The organism is Pseudonocardia sp. HH130630-07 (assembly GCF_001698125.1).
Lineage (GTDB): Bacteria > Actinomycetota > Actinomycetes > Mycobacteriales > Pseudonocardiaceae > Pseudonocardia.
On the sequence record NZ_CP013854.1, the window covers coordinates 4217111 to 4232036 of the forward strand.

A 14926-nucleotide genomic window follows, 5' to 3' on the forward strand; every position below is an offset into this window, starting at 1 on the left:
TCACCGGCTCGCCAGCTCGGCGTCTGCACCCACACAACCAGGCCCCTGAGCTGCCGGAACGGCAGGTTGAAAAGGGCTCAGTGAGGGCTCGGGAAGCTGCTCAGCATTCTGGACGCACGCCGGCCCGGAGGCCGCGGCGTCGCGTGTCTCGGCGGCGGGGATGACGCGGCGCGGTGCCGCCCAGCGCAGGTCACCGACCGGTGGTTGGGCGTAGGGCACACCGCGGTACCGGACCACGTTGCCGTCGACAACTCCGCGCAGTCGTCCCGCGTCGGTACTCACTTCCGGACGAGGTCCGCTCTCACCCACAGCTGGACCGACGGCGCCGCCCGCGTCCGGTACGACCGTGCAGCTCGCGAGCACACCCACACCCGCCAGCATGCACGCCGCGATGGCGAGGCCAGGTCCACGACGAGCGAACACGTCCACACTCCTCCACCGCTGATATCGACATAGCACAGACAGATGACCTGTTCCCCAGCCACGCCCGCCGAGACGGATGCAACCGTCACCGGCGGTGGTGTCGCGCTCGCCCTGTGCCGACCACGATGATGGAGAAATGACACCTAAGTTGTCAAACTGGTGTGTGTTCGGGACTATCGGGTCATGACCACGCGGACGCTGACGGTCCCGATCCCGGACGGCCACCTCGCTGTCGTCGACACCGGCGCGGGGCACCCGGTCGTGCTGCTGCACGGTGGCGTACTCGACCACCGCATGTGGGAACCACAGATCACGCCGTTGGCTCAGGAGTACCGGGTGATCGCTCCCGACCTGCGTGGTCACGGGCGGGCGTCGACGCCGGTGGTGCCGTTCCGGCACGGCGACGACGTCGCGGCGCTGCTGCGTGCGCTCGACCTCGGCCCGGCCACGCTCGTCGGGATCTCTCTGGGTGCGGGGACGGCGACCGACACGGCGTTGGACCACCCCGACGTCGTTGACAGTCTGGTGCTCAGCGGCGCCGGTAGCAGCGTCCCGGACTTCCGCGATCCGTGGACCACCGAGCTGCTCGCAGACTGGGCCGCGGCCGAGCGGAACCGCGACGCCGCACGGTGGCTGGAGATCTTCCTGCGCATCGGCATCGGCCCCTACCGCGAGGTCGCCGACGTCGACCCGACGGTCACCAACGCGATACGCGCCATAGCCACGGACACGCTGACCCGGCACGTGCCGGATGGGTCGCCGGTGCTCCCCACTCCCGGGGACCGGCCGCTGGAGCGCGCGACGACGCTTCGAGTTCCGGTCCGCGCCGTCATCGGGACGCTCGACAGCGACGACCACATCCGGATGCCGCGAGAGATCGCCGAGGCCGCCGGTGGCGACGTCATCGAGATCCCCGGTGCCGCGCACTACCCGAACCTCGAGCAGCCCGAGGCGTTCACCGCGACCGTGCTGGATTTCCTGCGTGGACAACGACGACATCGACACGCTCGATGACCGCGCAGCAGGGCTGACCGGCTTCTATCTGCTCGTCGGGTCGTTCTTCCGGCGAGCCCTGCGCGCCGTGGAGCCCGCTGAGTCACGGAACCGAATCGCGGTCGGCGTCCGCGCCGTACTCGACCAGCTGCGCCGACACAGCTCGATGCCCGTCCCGCAGTGGTACCGGAGGGAGCTCTCGGTACGGGCGGGTGGTCTGGTCGGGGTGCCGGTGAAGACCTTGTGACGGTGATTGGTCGGGTCTTCGGGGATGACTCGCTGCGGGGCTCCGCCGCGCGGGGTTCCGCCAGAGGCAACGACGCGGGCGCGGTGGGCAGTTCGGTGGCGGCGGTGATCGTCCGCGCCGATCACTTGATCTAAAAGCCTCGCGTCTCCGCTCTTGCGGAGAATATGTGGCTAGGTAACCGTATCTGCGGAGACGGACTCAAGATCGATTTCAGGAGAAGCGATGGCGACTGTTCTGTGTGTGCTCTACGACGATCCGGTCGGCGGTTACCCGACGGGCTACGCCCGCGACGGGCTGCCCCACCTGGAGCGCTACCCCGACGGCCAGACCCTTCCGACCCCGTCCGCGGTCGATTTCACCCCGGGCGCGCTGCTCGGCAGCGTCTCCGGTGAGCTCGGGCTGCGGGGCTATCTGGAGAGCCTCGGTCACACGCTGATCGTGACCTCGGACAAGGACGGCCCGGACTCGGAGTTCGAACGCCGTCTCCCCGAGGCCGACGTCGTCATCTCCCAGCCGTTCTGGCCCGCCTACCTGACCGCGGAGCGGATCGCGAAGGCCCCGAACCTCAAGCTGGCCCTGACCGCGGGGATCGGATCGGACCACGTCGACCTCGACGCCGCCATCATCCACGGCGTGACGGTCGCCGAGGTCACCTACTGCAACTCGATCAGCGTCGCCGAGCACGTGGTGATGATGGTGCTGTCGCTGGTGCGCAACTACCTGCCGTCCCACCAGTGGGTCCTCGACGGCGGCTGGAACATTGCCGACTGCGTCGAGCGCGCCTACGACGTGGAGGGGATGGATGTCGGCACCGTGGCCGCCGGCCGGATCGGGCTCGCCGTGCTGCGGCGGCTCGCCCCGTTCGACGTCCGCCTGCACTACACCGACCGGCACCGGCTCCCGCGCGAGGTGGAGGAGGAGCTGAACCTCACCTACCACCCCGACGCCCAGTCGATGGTCCCGCACTGCGATGTCGTGACGATCAACGCGCCGCTGCATCACGAGACCCGCAACCTGTTCGACGACGAGCTGCTGTCCACGATGCGGCGTGGCGCCTACCTGATCAACACCGCTCGCGGGCTGATCGTCGACCGGGACGCGGTCGTGCGCGCCCTGGAGAGCGGCCGGTTGGCCGGGTACGCCGGCGACGTTTGGTACCCCCAGCCCGCGCCGAAGGACCACCCGTGGCGGCTCATGCCCCACCACGGCATGACTCCGCATATCTCCGGGTCGACCCTGTCCGCGCAGGCCCGCTACGCCGCGGGGACCCGCGAGATTCTGGAGTCGTTCTTCGCCGGGACCCCGCTGCGCGACGAGTACCTCATCGTCGACGGCGGACGACTGGCCGGCACGGGCGCGCACTCCTACAGCGCGAAGGCCTGATCGGTGACGACACGACTCGACGCCCGTCACGAGGTCCTCGCCGCGAAGAAGCGGCTCGGCCTGTCGTGGGCCACCGTCGCCGGGACGCTCGGCCGGTCGGTCGAGTGGTCCACCTCCGCCCTGCTCGGACAGCAGACGCTGACCGAGAAGCAGGCCGTCGCGGCCGGTGAGCTGCTGGAGCTGAAGCCCGAGACGGTCCTCGCGCTGCAGCTGCCCCCGGTGCGGGGCTCCGCGGCAGTCGACACGACCGACCCACTCGTCTACCGCCTCGCGGAAGTGGTCCAGGTGTACGGGGCCACGATCTCCGAGCTCGTCCGGGAGGAGTTCGGCGACGGCATCGTGTCGGCGATCGACTTCGAGCTGGACCTCAAGAGGGTCGCCGACCCGAAGGGCGACCGCGCAGTGATCACCCTGAACGGCAAGTTCCTGCCGTACCGCACCTGGTGAACGCGGGTGGGGCCCGGCCGGGCGCCGGGCCCCACCCCGGCGGTCGGCAGGACTACCGGGCCACGGGTTCGAAGTAGAGGTCGTGGTGCAGGCGGCAGCCCGGGTTGAACGGCGCGCCGCAGTCCGGGCAACTGTCGGCGTCGACGTAGTCGGCGATGCTCAGCTCGGTGCGGCAGACCCCGCAGAGCACGGCCCGCTCGGCGCGTGCGTGCGCGGCCCAGGTCGTCGGCGGGTGGCCGGCGTGCGCGGCGTGGCAGCGGAAGCACGGGTAGTAGCGATCGCAGCAGCGGAACCGAATCGCGATCACGTCGAGCGGTGTGTAGTAGTGCGCACAGCGCGTCAGCCCATCGACGACGTCGCCGAACACCCGGGGCGCGGTCACCGGCTCACCCCCGACCGCGACCCCTGCCAGGCCGCCCACAGTCGAGCGTCGTGCCCGCCCGCAGCGACGAGCCCCGGGTGCGTCCCGGACTCGACAATCCGGCGCAAGAGAGGTCGCTGCGGCGCCTGCGCATGCTCGACCAGGTCTCCAACCTGGAGGGCTGATACCCGCTACACAGCCGATCGTCGGGCCGGTCCGCACCCCCGAGCGGACTGGCCCGACGTGGTTGTCGTGTGCCCGGACACGACAGTGCCGCCGCTCCCACGTGTGGGGGCGGCGGCACCGTGTTGTGTGGGGAGGGCTGGTCAGTGAGCCCTTTTCAACCTGCCGTTCCGGCAGCTCAGGGGCCTGGTTGTGTGGGTGCAGACGCCGAGCTGGCGAGCCGGTGACCTGTGCAGCTGTGGTCAGAGCAGTTGCGCTGCAACCTTCGCGATCTCCTGACGCAGAAGCTCGCTGGTCAGGTTGAAAAAGGCTCAGTCATTGGCGTCGCTGGTGGCGACCTCGCCGTTGACGCCGGCGGGGAAGAATCCGCCCGAGGTGACCGAGGCCGGGTTGAGGTAGGCGATGTTGAGCACCTGGCCGGGGGTGCGGGAGAAGGCGATCGAGTTCTCGTCGGCCGGGCCACCTGCCAGCGCAAACGAGGCGGTGTGCAGCTGCTCGATCTGGTCTTGCTCGGCTCCGGTGCGGCTGCGCTGCGGGGCGGGCTCTTGCCCGGTTGCTGGCCGGGCGCCCGTTGTCGTTGCTGATCGTGTTACTCGGCGCGGGCGTGCTGTTCTACCTGCCCGACCCTTCCCTGCCCGACTCCGACCCGTCCACCCACCTCGGTCTCGCCGAGCATCTGACCGAGTTCGGCGTGATCGTGTCGCTGATCAGCATCCCTCCCGGGCCGACGAGCTCGCCTCCTTCCTCACGGGCTGCAGCGATGAGTTGCTGGGCAAGTTGCTGCTGGTCAATCCGATCGGCACAGGTCCGATCGTCTCTGTCATGACTGCTCCTCCCGCCGAGCTGCGCTCGGCGTGTCGGACCAGTTACACCGAAGATCGGACAGTCCCTGTGTGCAGGTAAGACGCTCGCAGGTTGGTGCCCTTGCCCGAGCCGGTCCCGTTGACGACCGGGTTTGCCTGGCCCCAGCTCGACCGGCCGCGCCGCCTACACCGACATCGACTCGGGTGTCGCCATCGCCATGATGCGTAACCGGATCGTCCCGGACATGTCCGCGGTCGTCGACCGGATCCTTGCCGGGGCTGGACAGGACCGAGGCCACACGGTGCGCCGAGGGCGCATGCCCGGACTCCGGTCGGAGTCGCCGGATCTGAAGCAGGTGCTACTCGACCTGAGTGTCGTCGAGGTCGAACTCGTGCAGCTCGCGGGCGAGTAGCGACGAGCGGCACAACGATGGCCAATCGCGCGGACCGCGCCGACCACCAGCTAGGGCGTGTCTCCCATATGGGTGTCCGGACTGCCGGCAGGATGAGCCGGTGAGTTCGTCGAGGTTCGCGCTGCTCTCGGATGCTCAGTGGCAGTTGATCGGGCCGCTGCTGCCCTCCAACGCCGGGCGGCGTGGGCACCCGTTCGGCGAGGATCGCCGCGTGGTGGAGGGGATCATCTTCCGATACCGAACCGGGATCCCCTGGCGAGATCTGCCGCGGGAGCAGTTCGGGCCCTGGCAAACGGTGTGGAAGCGACACCGCCGCTACGCCGCTGACGGCACCTGGGACACCGTGCTGGCCGCACTGTTGGCCCAGGCCGACGCCAAGGGCGAGATCGACTGGACGGTGTTGACAGGTGTCGGTGGACGCCACGATCAACCGGGCGCACCAGCACGCCACGAACACCACCCGCCCCGAGCAGGACACAGGGGGCACGGTCGAACTACACGAAATCCCCTGACGGGTTCATGCCCAGCCCGCTCGGCGGACCGCGAGAACCCGCAGGTCACGGCATCGGCCGTTCCCGTGGCGGGCTGACGACGAAGATCCATGCCGCGGTCGACCGGCGGGGCCGGCCGCTGGCGGTGGTGGTGACCGGCGGGCAGCGCAACGACGGCGCCATGCTCGAGCAGGTCCTGGCCGACATCCGCGTCCCCCGCCTCGGCGCGGGACGGTCCCGCACCCGACCCGACGCCGTGGTGGCCGACCGGGCCTACTCATCCGGGGTCAACCGGCGCGCACTGGCCCGCCGCTCGATCACCACCGTCATCCCGCAGAAACGCGACGAGATCGCCGCCCGCAAACGCCGCGGCTCCCTCGGCGGCAGACCACCCGGACTCGACGTTGAGACCTACAAGGGCCGCAACGTCGTGGAACGCCACTTCGCCCTGACCAAGCAGTGGCGCGGGCTGGCCACCCGCTACGACAAACTCGCCATCACCTATCGCGCCGCCACCGTCCTCAGGGGTCTGTAACAGGAACGGTGGTTCCGGCGTTGTTGGTCAGTAGTGCTCGGCGGACGGCCAGCGGTCACTGAAAGTGATCGCGAAGGCGTTGATCACCGGCTTCCATCGGATCGTCCACCGTGCGCGGCCTCGCCCGGTCGGGTTGAGGCTGCGGGTCACAAGGTACAGGCATTTCAACGCGGCCGCCTCGCTGGGGAAATGCCCTCGCGCCCGTACCGCTCGGCGGTAGCGGGCGTTGAGTGATTCGAAGCTCTCTTGTCAAGCAGCAGCTGCGGAGCTGGTCGGTGTGGTCGCCGTGGAGCGTCTTGCGTCGGTCCACATGTGTCTGATGATGATGTTCGCGAGCTGCCGCTTGTGGCTTCGCCGAGCCTCACGTTTTGTCTTGTTGTCGGTGACCCGTTTCGCCATGTACTCTTTCGCCGGCGGGTGGCATCGGACTTGCGTGACGTGCACGATGTGCAGAATAGAGTTGACAGCTCGATTGCCGCCGAGGTCGAGTCGGTGCCGACGGGCCGGCCCGTGACCTTCACCCGACGAGAGGGCGACGGGCGCGATTCCGCACCAGCGTGCAAACTGGGCCTCGGTCGTGAACCGGCACGGATCGCCGATCTCGACCAGAAGATCCATGGCTGTGACCACGCCGACACCGCGGACCTCTGTGAGGGTGCAGCCAAGGTCGCTGAGGAGGGCGGGAATCTGTCGGTCGAGTTCCTTGATCCGCGCCGTCAGGGTGATGATGTCGTTCAGGCTGGCCGCGAGCCGGTCGAGCTTGAGCCGCTCGGCTGGGCTGAGCAGATCGGGGTTCGCGACGCCGTCGACCAGGGACTGGAGCTGCGGGAGAACGCGGCTGGTCGAGGGCAACGTGGCGCGGATGGCGACGGGGAGCGTGACGAGTACTGCTTCGGACTCGGTGAGCAGCCGAACACGCTGCAGGACAAGAGATTCACGCCAGTCGCGGATCACCGTGAGCGTCTGCCATGTCGGGCTGGGCGCGGTGTGCTTCCCGGCCGGAGGCAGCTCGGGGTCGCTGAGGGCCTCTCGGGCGATGGCCTCCGCGTCCTCGGCGTCGGTCTTGGCCCGACGACGACGCTTACGCCGCTCCGCGGTGCGGTTGGCTTGGACTTCGCGCACGTCGTAACCCGCGGCCGCGAGCGCGAGGACCAGCGGCTGGCCGAGAAATCCCGATCCTTCGATGCCGATCCGGTCGATCGTCAGCTCGACACCGAGCAGGAACGTCAGCAGCTCATCGATACCGCCCTTGGTGATGGAGAAGGACTTGTTGTCGACCACGCCGCCTCGATGATCGAGGACTGCGATGGTAGCCGTATTCTTGTGAGGATCGATCCCCGCGACACCGTGTTCGTGCGTCAACACTTGTTCCCGTCTGCGTGGCCTATCGTGGACAGCGCAGGCCCGCGGTGTCGGCAGATCTGGGTTGAGTCAGGCAGGCTCTCTTCAAGCCAGGCACCGCGGGCCTGCGCTCACGCGGCCAGCCCGACACTTCGAATCGAAGACAGCCTCACGGCGTCAATAGCGTTCAGAGTCAGGGCTGGCCGCCTCGAGCATCGGCCGGGGAAGCAACGCCCTGACCGACTCCTTGATCTAAACACCCAGATCGCGTTCGTCGAACACAACACGGCACGGATCTCGGCATCGTAGTCGAGGAACGGAACGAACTCGGTCCAGGCGTTGCGCCACAACCGGATCATCGCCGGATAAGTGCGACCCCATTTTTCGTCGAGGTCATCGAGAGCAGCGAGAGCGGCGTCGGCGGTGGGGGCCGTGTAGATCGCCCGAATCCCTCGCTTGATCGCATCGGTGTCACGCCGCGACGTCAACCGGAACGAGTTCCTGATCAAGTGCACGATGCATGTCTGCACGATGGTCTGTGGCCACACGTTCTCCACCACCTCGGGCAGGCCTTTCAACCCGTCGCAGACCAGGAAGAACACGTCCCGCATGCCGCGGTTACGCAGGTCGGTCAGCACCCCCAGCCAGAACTTCGCGCCCTCACCACCGGAGCCGGCCCACAGGCCCAGCACGTCCTTGCGGCCGTCGACGGTGACCCCGATCGCCGCGTAGACGGGCCGGTTGGCGACCTGCCCGTCGCGGACCTTCACCATGATCGCGTCCACGAAGACCGCGACGTACACCGCATCGAGTGGCCGCGACACCCATTCCTGCATCTCGGCGATCACCGAGTCGGTGATCCGTGAGACGGTCTCCTTCGACACCGACGCCCCGTAGATCTCCGAGAAATGCGCCGAGATCTCCCCGGTCGTCAAACCCTTCGCGTACAGCGACAACACGATCTCATCGACATCCCCCAACCGCCGTTGCCGTTTCCGAACGATCTGGGGTTCGAACGTCGAGTCGCGGTCTCTCGGCACCTCGATCTCGACCTCCCCGACAGCATCGGAGATCACCGTCTTCGACCGGTGACCGTTCCGGTTGTTCGTCGATTCCCGGTCCGGGTCGGCCCGGTTCTTTGCATGCCCGAGGTGCTCGGTCATCTCCTCCCCGAGCGCAGTCTCCAGAACGTTCTTGGTGAACAGCTTCAACAGCCCATCCGGGCCGGTCAGCTCCAGGCCGCGTGCTCGCGCGTCGGCCACCATCGCCGCCGCGGCGGCCTGCTCGGGCGAGAGCTGACGCCCTGAACCCGTCTCATCCTTGGCTGAACCCACAAGGTCCGATGTCATCACTCACAGTGCCCATCCCACCGGACCCGAGCCCGGCGTGTCGGGCCGGAACCACCGTTCCTTGCACAGGCCCCTCCCAATAGGCGTGACCAGGTGATGCAGGCGCTGAGGACGGTGGCGGCGCGATAGGTGATGGCGAGTTTGTCGTAGCGGGTGGCCAGCCCGCGCCACTGCTTGGTCAGGGCGAAGTGGCGTTCCACGACGTTGCGGCCCTTGTAGGTCTCAACGTCGAGTCCGGGTGGTCTGCCGCCGAGGGAGCCGCGGCGTTTGCGGGCGGCGATCTCGTCGCGTTTCTGCGGGATGCGGTTCCCCCATGATCGGGGAGGCATCAGCTATAAGGGGTAGCGATGCCAGAGGTACGGAAGCGCTACGACCGGGAGTTCCGTGACGGAGCGGTCCGGGTCGTGGAGGAGACGGGCAAGCCGATCGCCCAGGTCGCCCGTGACCTGGGGGTCAACGAGGGCACGCTGGGCAACTGGGTGGCCCGTGCACGAGAGGCCCGCGAGGACACCGAGGGCCTGTCTCGCGGCGGCGTCGAGGAGCTCAAGCGGCTGCGCGCGGAGAACGCCGAGCTGCGGATGGAGCGTGATGTCCTCAAGCGATCCGTGGTCCTGTGGGTCAAGGAGGCGACGAAGTGAGCGTGGCCCGTTTCATCGCCGACCAGAGGACCTTCCACCGGGTGCCGCACACGCTGGCCTGCGCCCTGTTGGGGGTGTCGATCTCCTGGTTGTACAAGTGGCTCGACCGCGCCGCGCGTTCCGACGGTGGTGCCACCGCGACCGAGAAGCGCCGCTGCGCGTTGGACGCCGCCGTGGCCGTGGCGTTCGACGACGCCCAGCGGCTACACGGCTCACCCCGTCTGCACGCCGACCTGTGTGAGGCCGGATGGCGGGTGTCGGAGAAGACCGTGGCGGACTCGATGCGCCGCCAGGGCCTGGTCGCCCGCCGGATCAAGCGGCACAACGGGCTGACCCGCCAGGACCGCACGGCGCCGAAGTTCCCGGACCTGCTTCGTCGGGGTTTCACTGCGGCCGAGCCGAACCGCAGATGGGTCGGGGACATGACCGAGATCCCCACCGCGGCCGGGAAGTTGTATCTGGCCACGGTGATCGACCTGTACTCGCGGCGGCTGCTCGGCGCGGCCACGGGGCTGCACCCGAACGCCGAGCTGGCGTGTGCGGCGATCCGGATGGCGGTGGCGGCCCGCGGCGGGGCGGACCGAATCGCCGGGGTGATCTTCCACACCGACCGCGGGTCGACCTACACCGCGGGCGCGTTCACCGCTCTGTGTCGGCGGCTCGACATCCGTCAGTCGATGGGCCGGGTCGGGTCGTGTTTCGACAATGCCGCGGCGGAGGCGTTCTTCTCCAGCCTGGAGTGGGAAGTGCTGTCCCGCAACGACTTCGACACCATCAGTAGGGCGCGGGCGGCGGTCATCGACTGGTGTTACGGCTTCTACAACCACCGGCGGCGACACAGTGCCGCCGCCGGGCTCTCACCGATCAACTACGAGAACGCCGCCCTCACCCGAGACGCGGCATAAGAACCCTCCACGATCTCGGGGGAACCGCAGCGGGACCGTCCCGCGCCGAGGCGGGGGACGCGGATGTCGGCCAGGACCTGCTCGAGCATGGCGCCGTCGTTGCGCTGCCCGCCGGTCACCACCACCGCCAGCGGCCGGCCCCGCCGGTCGACCGCGGCATGGATCTTCGTCGTCAGCCCGCCACGGGAACGGCCGATGCCGTGACCTGCGGGTTCTCGCGGTCCGCCGAGCGGGCTGGGCATGAACCCGTCAGGGGATTTCGTGTAGTTCGACCGTGCCCCCTGTGTCCTGCTCGGGGCGGGTGGTGTTCGTGGCGTGCTGGTGCGCCCGGTTGATCGTGGCGTCCACCGACACCTGTCAACACCGTCCAGTCGATCTCGCCCTTGGCGTCGGCCTGGGCCAACAGTGCGGCCAGCACGGTGTCCCAGGTGCCGTCAGCGGCGTAGCGGCGGTGTCGCTTCCACACCGTTTGCCAGGGCCCGAACTGCTCCCGCGGCAGATCTCGCCAGGGGATCCCGGTTCGGTATCGGAAGATGATCCCCTCCACCACGCGGCGATCCTCGCCGAACGGGTGCCCACGCCGCCCGGCGTTGGAGGGCAGCAGCGGCCCGATCAACTGCCACTGAGCATCCGAGAGCAGCGCGAACCTCGACGAACTCACCGGCTCATCCTGCCGGCAGTCCGGACACCCATATGGGAGACACGCCCTAGGGCGTGTCTCCCAGATAGGCGGAGCGGGGTGCGCGATGCTTGATCGGTGCCGCGTACCGCTGTCCTGACTGATGTCCAGTGGGCCCGTCTGGCGCCGCTGTTGCCCTCTTCCGAGGGTCGTCGCGGGTGCCCGTTCCGCGATGACCGCCGGGTGCTCGAGGGGATCATCTACCGGTATCGGTGCGGGCTTCCCTGGCGCGACGTCCCAGCCGAGTTCGGGCCGTGGCAGACGTTGTGGAAGCGGCACCGCCGCTACAGCGGCGACGGCACCTGGGACCACATCCTGGCTGCTCTTCTGGTCGAGGCCGACGCCGCCGAGGTGCTCGGGTGGGCGGTCAGCGTGGACTCCACGATCATCCGTGCCCACCAGCACGCCGAGGCGTGTCACGCGAGCCGTGTAAGCCGCGGGTGGACCAAGATCGACCGCAGTGATCAACACGGCGGTCGGGAGGGACACCCACGTGAGCGAGAACCAACCCGATCCCGACGGTGAGACCGCGGCTGCCCGCCGGCTTGCCGAGGCGCTCGACCCGTCGGCGATCGACGCGCTGTTGGCCGATGCGAAGGCCGCCGGTACCCCGATCGACGGCGTCGACGGACTGCTCAACCAGATGACCAAGGCCGTGCTCGAACGGTCGCTGCAGACCGAGATGACCCACCACCTCGGCTATGACCGCGACGACCCCGCCGGACACGGTACCGGCAATTCGCGTAATGGCAGCGCTACCAAGAAGGTGTCGACCACGAACGGGCCGGTGACGATCAGCGTGCCGCGGGACCGGAATGGCGAGTTCGAGCCGCAGATCGTGCCGAAACGCGCCCGTCGGGTCGGCCAGATCGACGAGCTGGTGCTCTCCTGTTACGCCCGCGGAATGTCGACCCGCGACATCGAAGCGCACCTGCTCGAAGTGTACGGGGTGGAGGCGTCACGGGAACTGATCTCGAACATCACCGATGTGGTGACCGACGAGATCGAGATCTGGCGGAATCGGCCGGTCGACGAGGTCTACCCGATCGTCTATATCGACGGTATCCGAATCAAGATCCGGGACAAGGCCGCGGTCACGATCAAGAGCGCGCACCTGGTCATCGGCGTGGACGTCGAGGGCCGCAAGCACGCGCTGGGCTGCTGGATCGCCGAGACCGAGGGCGCGAAGTTCTGGCACGCGGTGCTCACCCAGCTGCGCAACCGCGGGCTGCGCGACATCCTGATCGCCTGCTGCGATGGCCTGAGTGGTCTTCCTGAAGCCATCACCAGCGTCTTCCCCGACGCCGTCGTCCAGACATGCGTGGTGCACGTGATCCGCAACGCGATGCGGTTCGTGTCCTACCAGGACCGGAAGAAGATCGTGAAGTCCATGAAGACGATCTACACCGCGCCCACCGTCGAGGCCGCCGAGCTCGCCCTGAAGGATCTTGACACCGAGTGGGGACGACAGTACCCGGGAGTGCTCGACGTCTGGCGTCGTGCGTGGAACGAGTTCATTCCGTTCCTCGACTACCCGCCCGAACTACGGCGGATCGTCTACACCACCAACACCATCGAATCCATCAACTTCCAACTCCGGAAAATCACAAAGACTCGCGGGCACTTCCCGTCGGACGAGGCGGCGATGAAGCTACTCTACCTCGGCCTGCGGAACATTCCGAGCAAGAGAGGAGGTGAGTCCGGAACCGGAACACATGGCTGGAAAACAGCCCTGAACACCCTGGTCGTCCTCTTCCCTGGACGACTTCCTCTGTGATAGCTTAACCACATCAGTCACCCGTGGCTTACACGGGAACCGTGACAGGCTCAGGCGGCGTGGTCGACAACAAGTCCTTCTCCATCACCAAGGGCGGTATCGATGAGCTGCTGACGTTCCTGCTCGGTGTCGAGCTGACGATCGACCGGATCGGCATCGAAGGATCGGGATTTCTCGGCCAGCCGCTGGTCCTCGCGCTCGCGGCCGCGGGTTACGACGTGCGCGAAGTCCAAGCCAACCGCACCGCGGAGCGGCGTAAGCGTCGTCGTCGGGCCAAGACCGACGCCGAGGACGCGGAGGCCATCGCCCGAGAGGCCCTCAGCGACCCCGAGCTGCCTCCGGCCGGGAAGCACACCGCGCCCAGCCCGACATGGCAGACGCTCACGGTGATCCGCGACTGGCGTGAATCTCTTGTCCTGCAGCGTGTTCGGCTGCTCACCGAGTCCGAAGCAGTACTCGTCACGCTCCCCGTCGCCATCCGCGCCACGTTGCCCTCGACCAGCCGCGTTCTCCCGCAGCTCCAGTCCCTGGTCGACGGCGTCGCGAACCCCGATCTGCTCAGCCCAGCCGAGCGGCTCAAGCTCGACCGGCTCGCGGCCAGCCTGAACGACATCATCACCCTGACGGCGCGGATCAAGGAACTCGACCGACAGATTCCCGCCCTCCTCAGCGACCTTGGCTGCACCCTCACAGAGGTCCGCGGTGTCGGCGTGGTCACAGCCATGGATCTTCTGGTCGAGATCGGCGATCCGTGCCGGTTCACGACCGAGGCCCAGTTTGCACGCTGGTGCGGAATCGCGCCCGTCGCCCTCTCGTCGGGTGAAGGTCACGGGCCGGCCCGTCGGCACCGACTCGACCTCGGCGGCAATCGAGCTGTCAACTCTGTTCTGCACATCGTGCACGTCACGCAAGTCCGATGCCACCCGCCGGCGAAAGAGTACATGGCGAAACGGGTCACCGACAACAAGACAAAACGTGAGGCTCGGCGAAGCCACAAGCGGCAGCTCGCGAACATCATCATCAGACACATGTGGACCGACGCAAGACGCTCCACGGCGACCACACCGACCAGCTCCGCAGCTGCTGCTTGACAAGAGAGCTTCGAATCCATCAACTTCCAACTCCGGAAAATCACAAAGACTCGCGGGCACTTCCCGTCGGACGAGGCGGCGATGAAGCTACTCTACCTCGGCCTGCGGAACATTCCGAGCAAGAGAGGAGGTGAGTCCGGAACCGGAACACATGGCTGGAAAACAGCCCTGAACACCCTGGTCGTCCTCTTCCCTGGACGACTTCCTCTGTGATAGCTTAACCACATCAGTCACCCGTGGCTTACACGGGAACCGTGACAGGCTCGCACGCCGCGACCCTCAAGCGCGACACAGGGGGCCGGATCGAACTACACGAATCTGCTCGCCGAACCAGCAGATCACGCGCTGGGACGGTCCCGCGGAGGGCTGTCGACGAAGATCCACCAGCTCGTTGACGGGCACGGCCGCCCGCTGGTGGTCCTCCTCGGCCCCGGCCAGGGCGGCGACTCGCCAATGTTTCCGCACCTGATGGCGCACCTGAGCATCGCCCGACCGGGCCCGGGACGACCCCGGACCCGGCCCGAACGCGTGCGCGCGGACAAGGCCTACTCCTCACGCGCGATCCGCCGGCACCTGCGCGAGCGCCGGATCATCGCTGTCATTCCGGAGCCCTCTGACCAGCAGGGACACCGCAAACGACGGGGCTCACGCGGTGGCCGACCGCCCGCATTCGATCCGGTCGACTACCGAAACCGCAACGTCGTCGAGCGCGGGTTCTGCCACGTCAAGCAGTGGCGCGGGCTGGCCACCCGTTACGACAAGCTCGCCCTGACCTTCCGCGGCGGCGCCGTCCTGAAGGTAATCGTCACCTGGCTCCGCGCATTGGGAGACACACCCTAGATCCCCCAGAGAGATCTACCCTCAGGG

At 67.7% G+C, this 14926-nt stretch carries 17 protein-coding genes and 5 pseudogenes; 14 read left to right on the top strand and 8 right to left on the bottom strand.

What is annotated here, in order from left to right:
• Positions 1–381, bottom strand: coding sequence for a carboxylesterase family protein (locus AFB00_RS32145; protein WP_083275683.1), 381 nt, complete (start codon positions 379–381; stop codon positions 1–3).
• Positions 382–606: 225 nt separating this feature from the next.
• Here AFB00_RS32145 and AFB00_RS19930 point away from each other — a divergent pair, with 225 nt between their 5' ends.
• The 4 genes from AFB00_RS19930 to cynS all read left to right on the top strand — a co-directional run bounded on the left by AFB00_RS19930 (position 607) and on the right by cynS (position 3493).
• Positions 607–1437, top strand: a complete 831-nt coding sequence (locus AFB00_RS19930; RefSeq protein ID WP_068798477.1) for an alpha/beta fold hydrolase — start codon at positions 607–609, stop codon at positions 1435–1437.
• Positions 1406–1663 carry a hypothetical protein gene (locus AFB00_RS19935; protein WP_068798478.1) on the top strand — a complete coding sequence of 86 codons (258 nt, stop codon included), beginning with the start codon at positions 1406–1408 and terminating at the stop codon, positions 1661–1663. The genes AFB00_RS19930 and AFB00_RS19935 overlap by 32 nt, the downstream gene beginning before the upstream one ends.
• A gap of 222 nt (positions 1664–1885) precedes the next feature.
• Positions 1886–3046 (top strand): NAD-dependent formate dehydrogenase, encoded by a 1161-nt coding sequence (locus AFB00_RS19940; protein ID WP_068798479.1) that lies wholly within the window; start codon positions 1886–1888, stop codon positions 3044–3046.
• Between the two features lie 3 nt (positions 3047–3049).
• Positions 3050–3493 carry a cyanase gene (gene cynS / locus AFB00_RS19945; protein WP_068798480.1) on the top strand — a complete coding sequence of 148 codons (444 nt, stop codon included), beginning with the start codon at positions 3050–3052 and terminating at the stop codon, positions 3491–3493.
• 52 nt (positions 3494–3545) lie between these two features.
• Here the strand turns inward: cynS and AFB00_RS19950 are convergent, their stop codons facing one another.
• On the bottom strand, positions 3546–3875 hold the full coding sequence (locus AFB00_RS19950) for a CHY zinc finger protein (protein WP_068800486.1): 330 nt from the start codon (positions 3873–3875) through the stop codon (positions 3546–3548).
• Between the two features lie 1117 nt (positions 3876–4992).
• Here AFB00_RS19950 and AFB00_RS19955 point away from each other — a divergent pair.
• Together AFB00_RS19955 and AFB00_RS36350 are read left to right on the top strand one after the other, a co-directional pair.
• Complete coding sequence (locus AFB00_RS19955; RefSeq protein WP_068798481.1) at positions 4993–5253, top strand: hypothetical protein; 261 nt, start codon at positions 4993–4995, stop codon at positions 5251–5253.
• Between the two features lie 121 nt (positions 5254–5374).
• A pseudogene (locus AFB00_RS36350) lies at positions 5375–6279 on the top strand (IS5 family transposase).
• A gap of 27 nt (positions 6280–6306) precedes the next feature.
• On the opposite strand, the pseudogene AFB00_RS33445 reads toward AFB00_RS36350, so the two are convergent.
• The 4 genes and pseudogenes from AFB00_RS33445 to AFB00_RS36355 form a co-directional block, all read right to left on the bottom strand.
• Positions 6307–6522 (bottom strand): annotated as a pseudogene (locus tag AFB00_RS33445) (transposase); the annotation flags it as partial.
• Positions 6523–6528: 6 nt separating this feature from the next.
• On the bottom strand, positions 6529–7644 hold the full coding sequence (locus AFB00_RS19965) for an IS110 family transposase (RefSeq protein WP_083275685.1): 1116 nt from the start codon (positions 7642–7644) through the stop codon (positions 6529–6531).
• Between the two features lie 107 nt (positions 7645–7751).
• Positions 7752–8969: an IS256 family transposase gene (locus AFB00_RS19970; RefSeq protein WP_335726538.1), complete on the bottom strand. Its 1218-nt coding sequence runs from the start codon at positions 8967–8969 to the stop codon at positions 7752–7754.
• Entirely contained in the window at positions 8969–9298 is a 330-nt protein-coding gene (locus AFB00_RS36355) for a transposase (protein ID WP_083275686.1), read from the bottom strand. Before AFB00_RS36355 ends, AFB00_RS19970 begins: the two co-directional genes overlap by 1 nt.
• Before the next feature lie 18 nt (positions 9299–9316).
• Between AFB00_RS36355 and AFB00_RS19975 the strand changes: the two genes are divergently transcribed.
• Complete coding sequence (locus tag AFB00_RS19975) at positions 9317–9607, top strand: transposase (RefSeq protein ID WP_060710840.1); 291 nt, start codon at positions 9317–9319, stop codon at positions 9605–9607.
• Positions 9604–10512, top strand: a complete 909-nt coding sequence (locus AFB00_RS19980; protein ID WP_060710839.1) for an IS3 family transposase — start codon at positions 9604–9606, stop codon at positions 10510–10512. Before AFB00_RS19975 ends, AFB00_RS19980 begins: the two co-directional genes overlap by 4 nt.
• A 29-nt stretch (positions 10513–10541) precedes the next feature.
• Here AFB00_RS19980 and AFB00_RS35010 read toward each other — a convergent pair.
• A pseudogene (locus tag AFB00_RS35010) lies at positions 10542–10754 on the bottom strand (transposase); the annotation flags it as partial.
• 233 nt (positions 10755–10987) lie between these two features.
• A pseudogene (locus AFB00_RS36360) lies at positions 10988–11173 on the bottom strand (transposase); the annotation flags it as partial.
• Positions 11174–11269: 96 nt separating this feature from the next.
• On the opposite strand from AFB00_RS36360, the gene AFB00_RS32165 reads away from it, so the two are divergent.
• The 6 genes and pseudogenes from AFB00_RS32165 (at position 11270) to AFB00_RS19995 (ending at position 14899) form a co-directional block, all read left to right on the top strand.
• Positions 11270–11716, top strand: coding sequence for an IS5 family transposase (locus AFB00_RS32165; RefSeq protein ID WP_083275687.1), 447 nt, complete (start codon positions 11270–11272; stop codon positions 11714–11716).
• On the top strand, positions 11685–12968 hold the full coding sequence (locus AFB00_RS19985; protein WP_068796251.1) for an IS256 family transposase: 1284 nt from the start codon (positions 11685–11687) through the stop codon (positions 12966–12968). The genes AFB00_RS32165 and AFB00_RS19985 overlap by 32 nt, the downstream gene beginning before the upstream one ends.
• A 41-nt stretch (positions 12969–13009) precedes the next feature.
• On the top strand, positions 13010–14059 hold the full coding sequence (locus tag AFB00_RS19990) for an IS110 family transposase (protein WP_197519599.1): 1050 nt from the start codon (positions 13010–13012) through the stop codon (positions 14057–14059).
• A gap of 6 nt (positions 14060–14065) precedes the next feature.
• Positions 14066–14272, top strand: a pseudogene (locus AFB00_RS33455) (transposase); the annotation flags it as partial.
• A gap of 41 nt (positions 14273–14313) precedes the next feature.
• Complete coding sequence (locus tag AFB00_RS35015) at positions 14314–14454, top strand: hypothetical protein (protein ID WP_231973996.1); 141 nt, start codon at positions 14314–14316, stop codon at positions 14452–14454.
• Positions 14405–14899 (top strand): IS5 family transposase, encoded by a 495-nt coding sequence (locus AFB00_RS19995; RefSeq protein WP_231974463.1) that lies wholly within the window; start codon positions 14405–14407, stop codon positions 14897–14899. Before AFB00_RS35015 ends, AFB00_RS19995 begins: the two co-directional genes overlap by 50 nt.
• Positions 14900–14926 lie beyond the last annotated feature (27 nt).

Bases quoted from the DNA above. Each gene is read 5' to 3' on its own strand.
- AFB00_RS32145 (WP_083275683.1), bottom strand. From the start codon at position 381: ATGCTGGCGGGTGTGGGTGTGCTCGCGAGCTGCACGGTCGTACCGGAC.
- AFB00_RS19930 (WP_068798477.1), top strand. From the start codon at position 607: ATGACCACGCGGACGCTGACGGTCCCGATCCCGGACGGCCACCTCGCT.
- AFB00_RS19940 (WP_068798479.1), top strand. From the start codon at position 1,886: ATGGCGACTGTTCTGTGTGTGCTCTACGACGATCCGGTCGGCGGTTAC.
- AFB00_RS19970 (WP_335726538.1), bottom strand. From the start codon at position 8,969: ATGACATCGGACCTTGTGGGTTCAGCCAAGGATGAGACGGGTTCAGGG.
- AFB00_RS36355 (WP_083275686.1), bottom strand. From the start codon at position 9,298: ATGCCTCCCCGATCATGGGGGAACCGCATCCCGCAGAAACGCGACGAG.
- AFB00_RS19975 (WP_060710840.1), top strand. From the start codon at position 9,317: ATGCCAGAGGTACGGAAGCGCTACGACCGGGAGTTCCGTGACGGAGCG.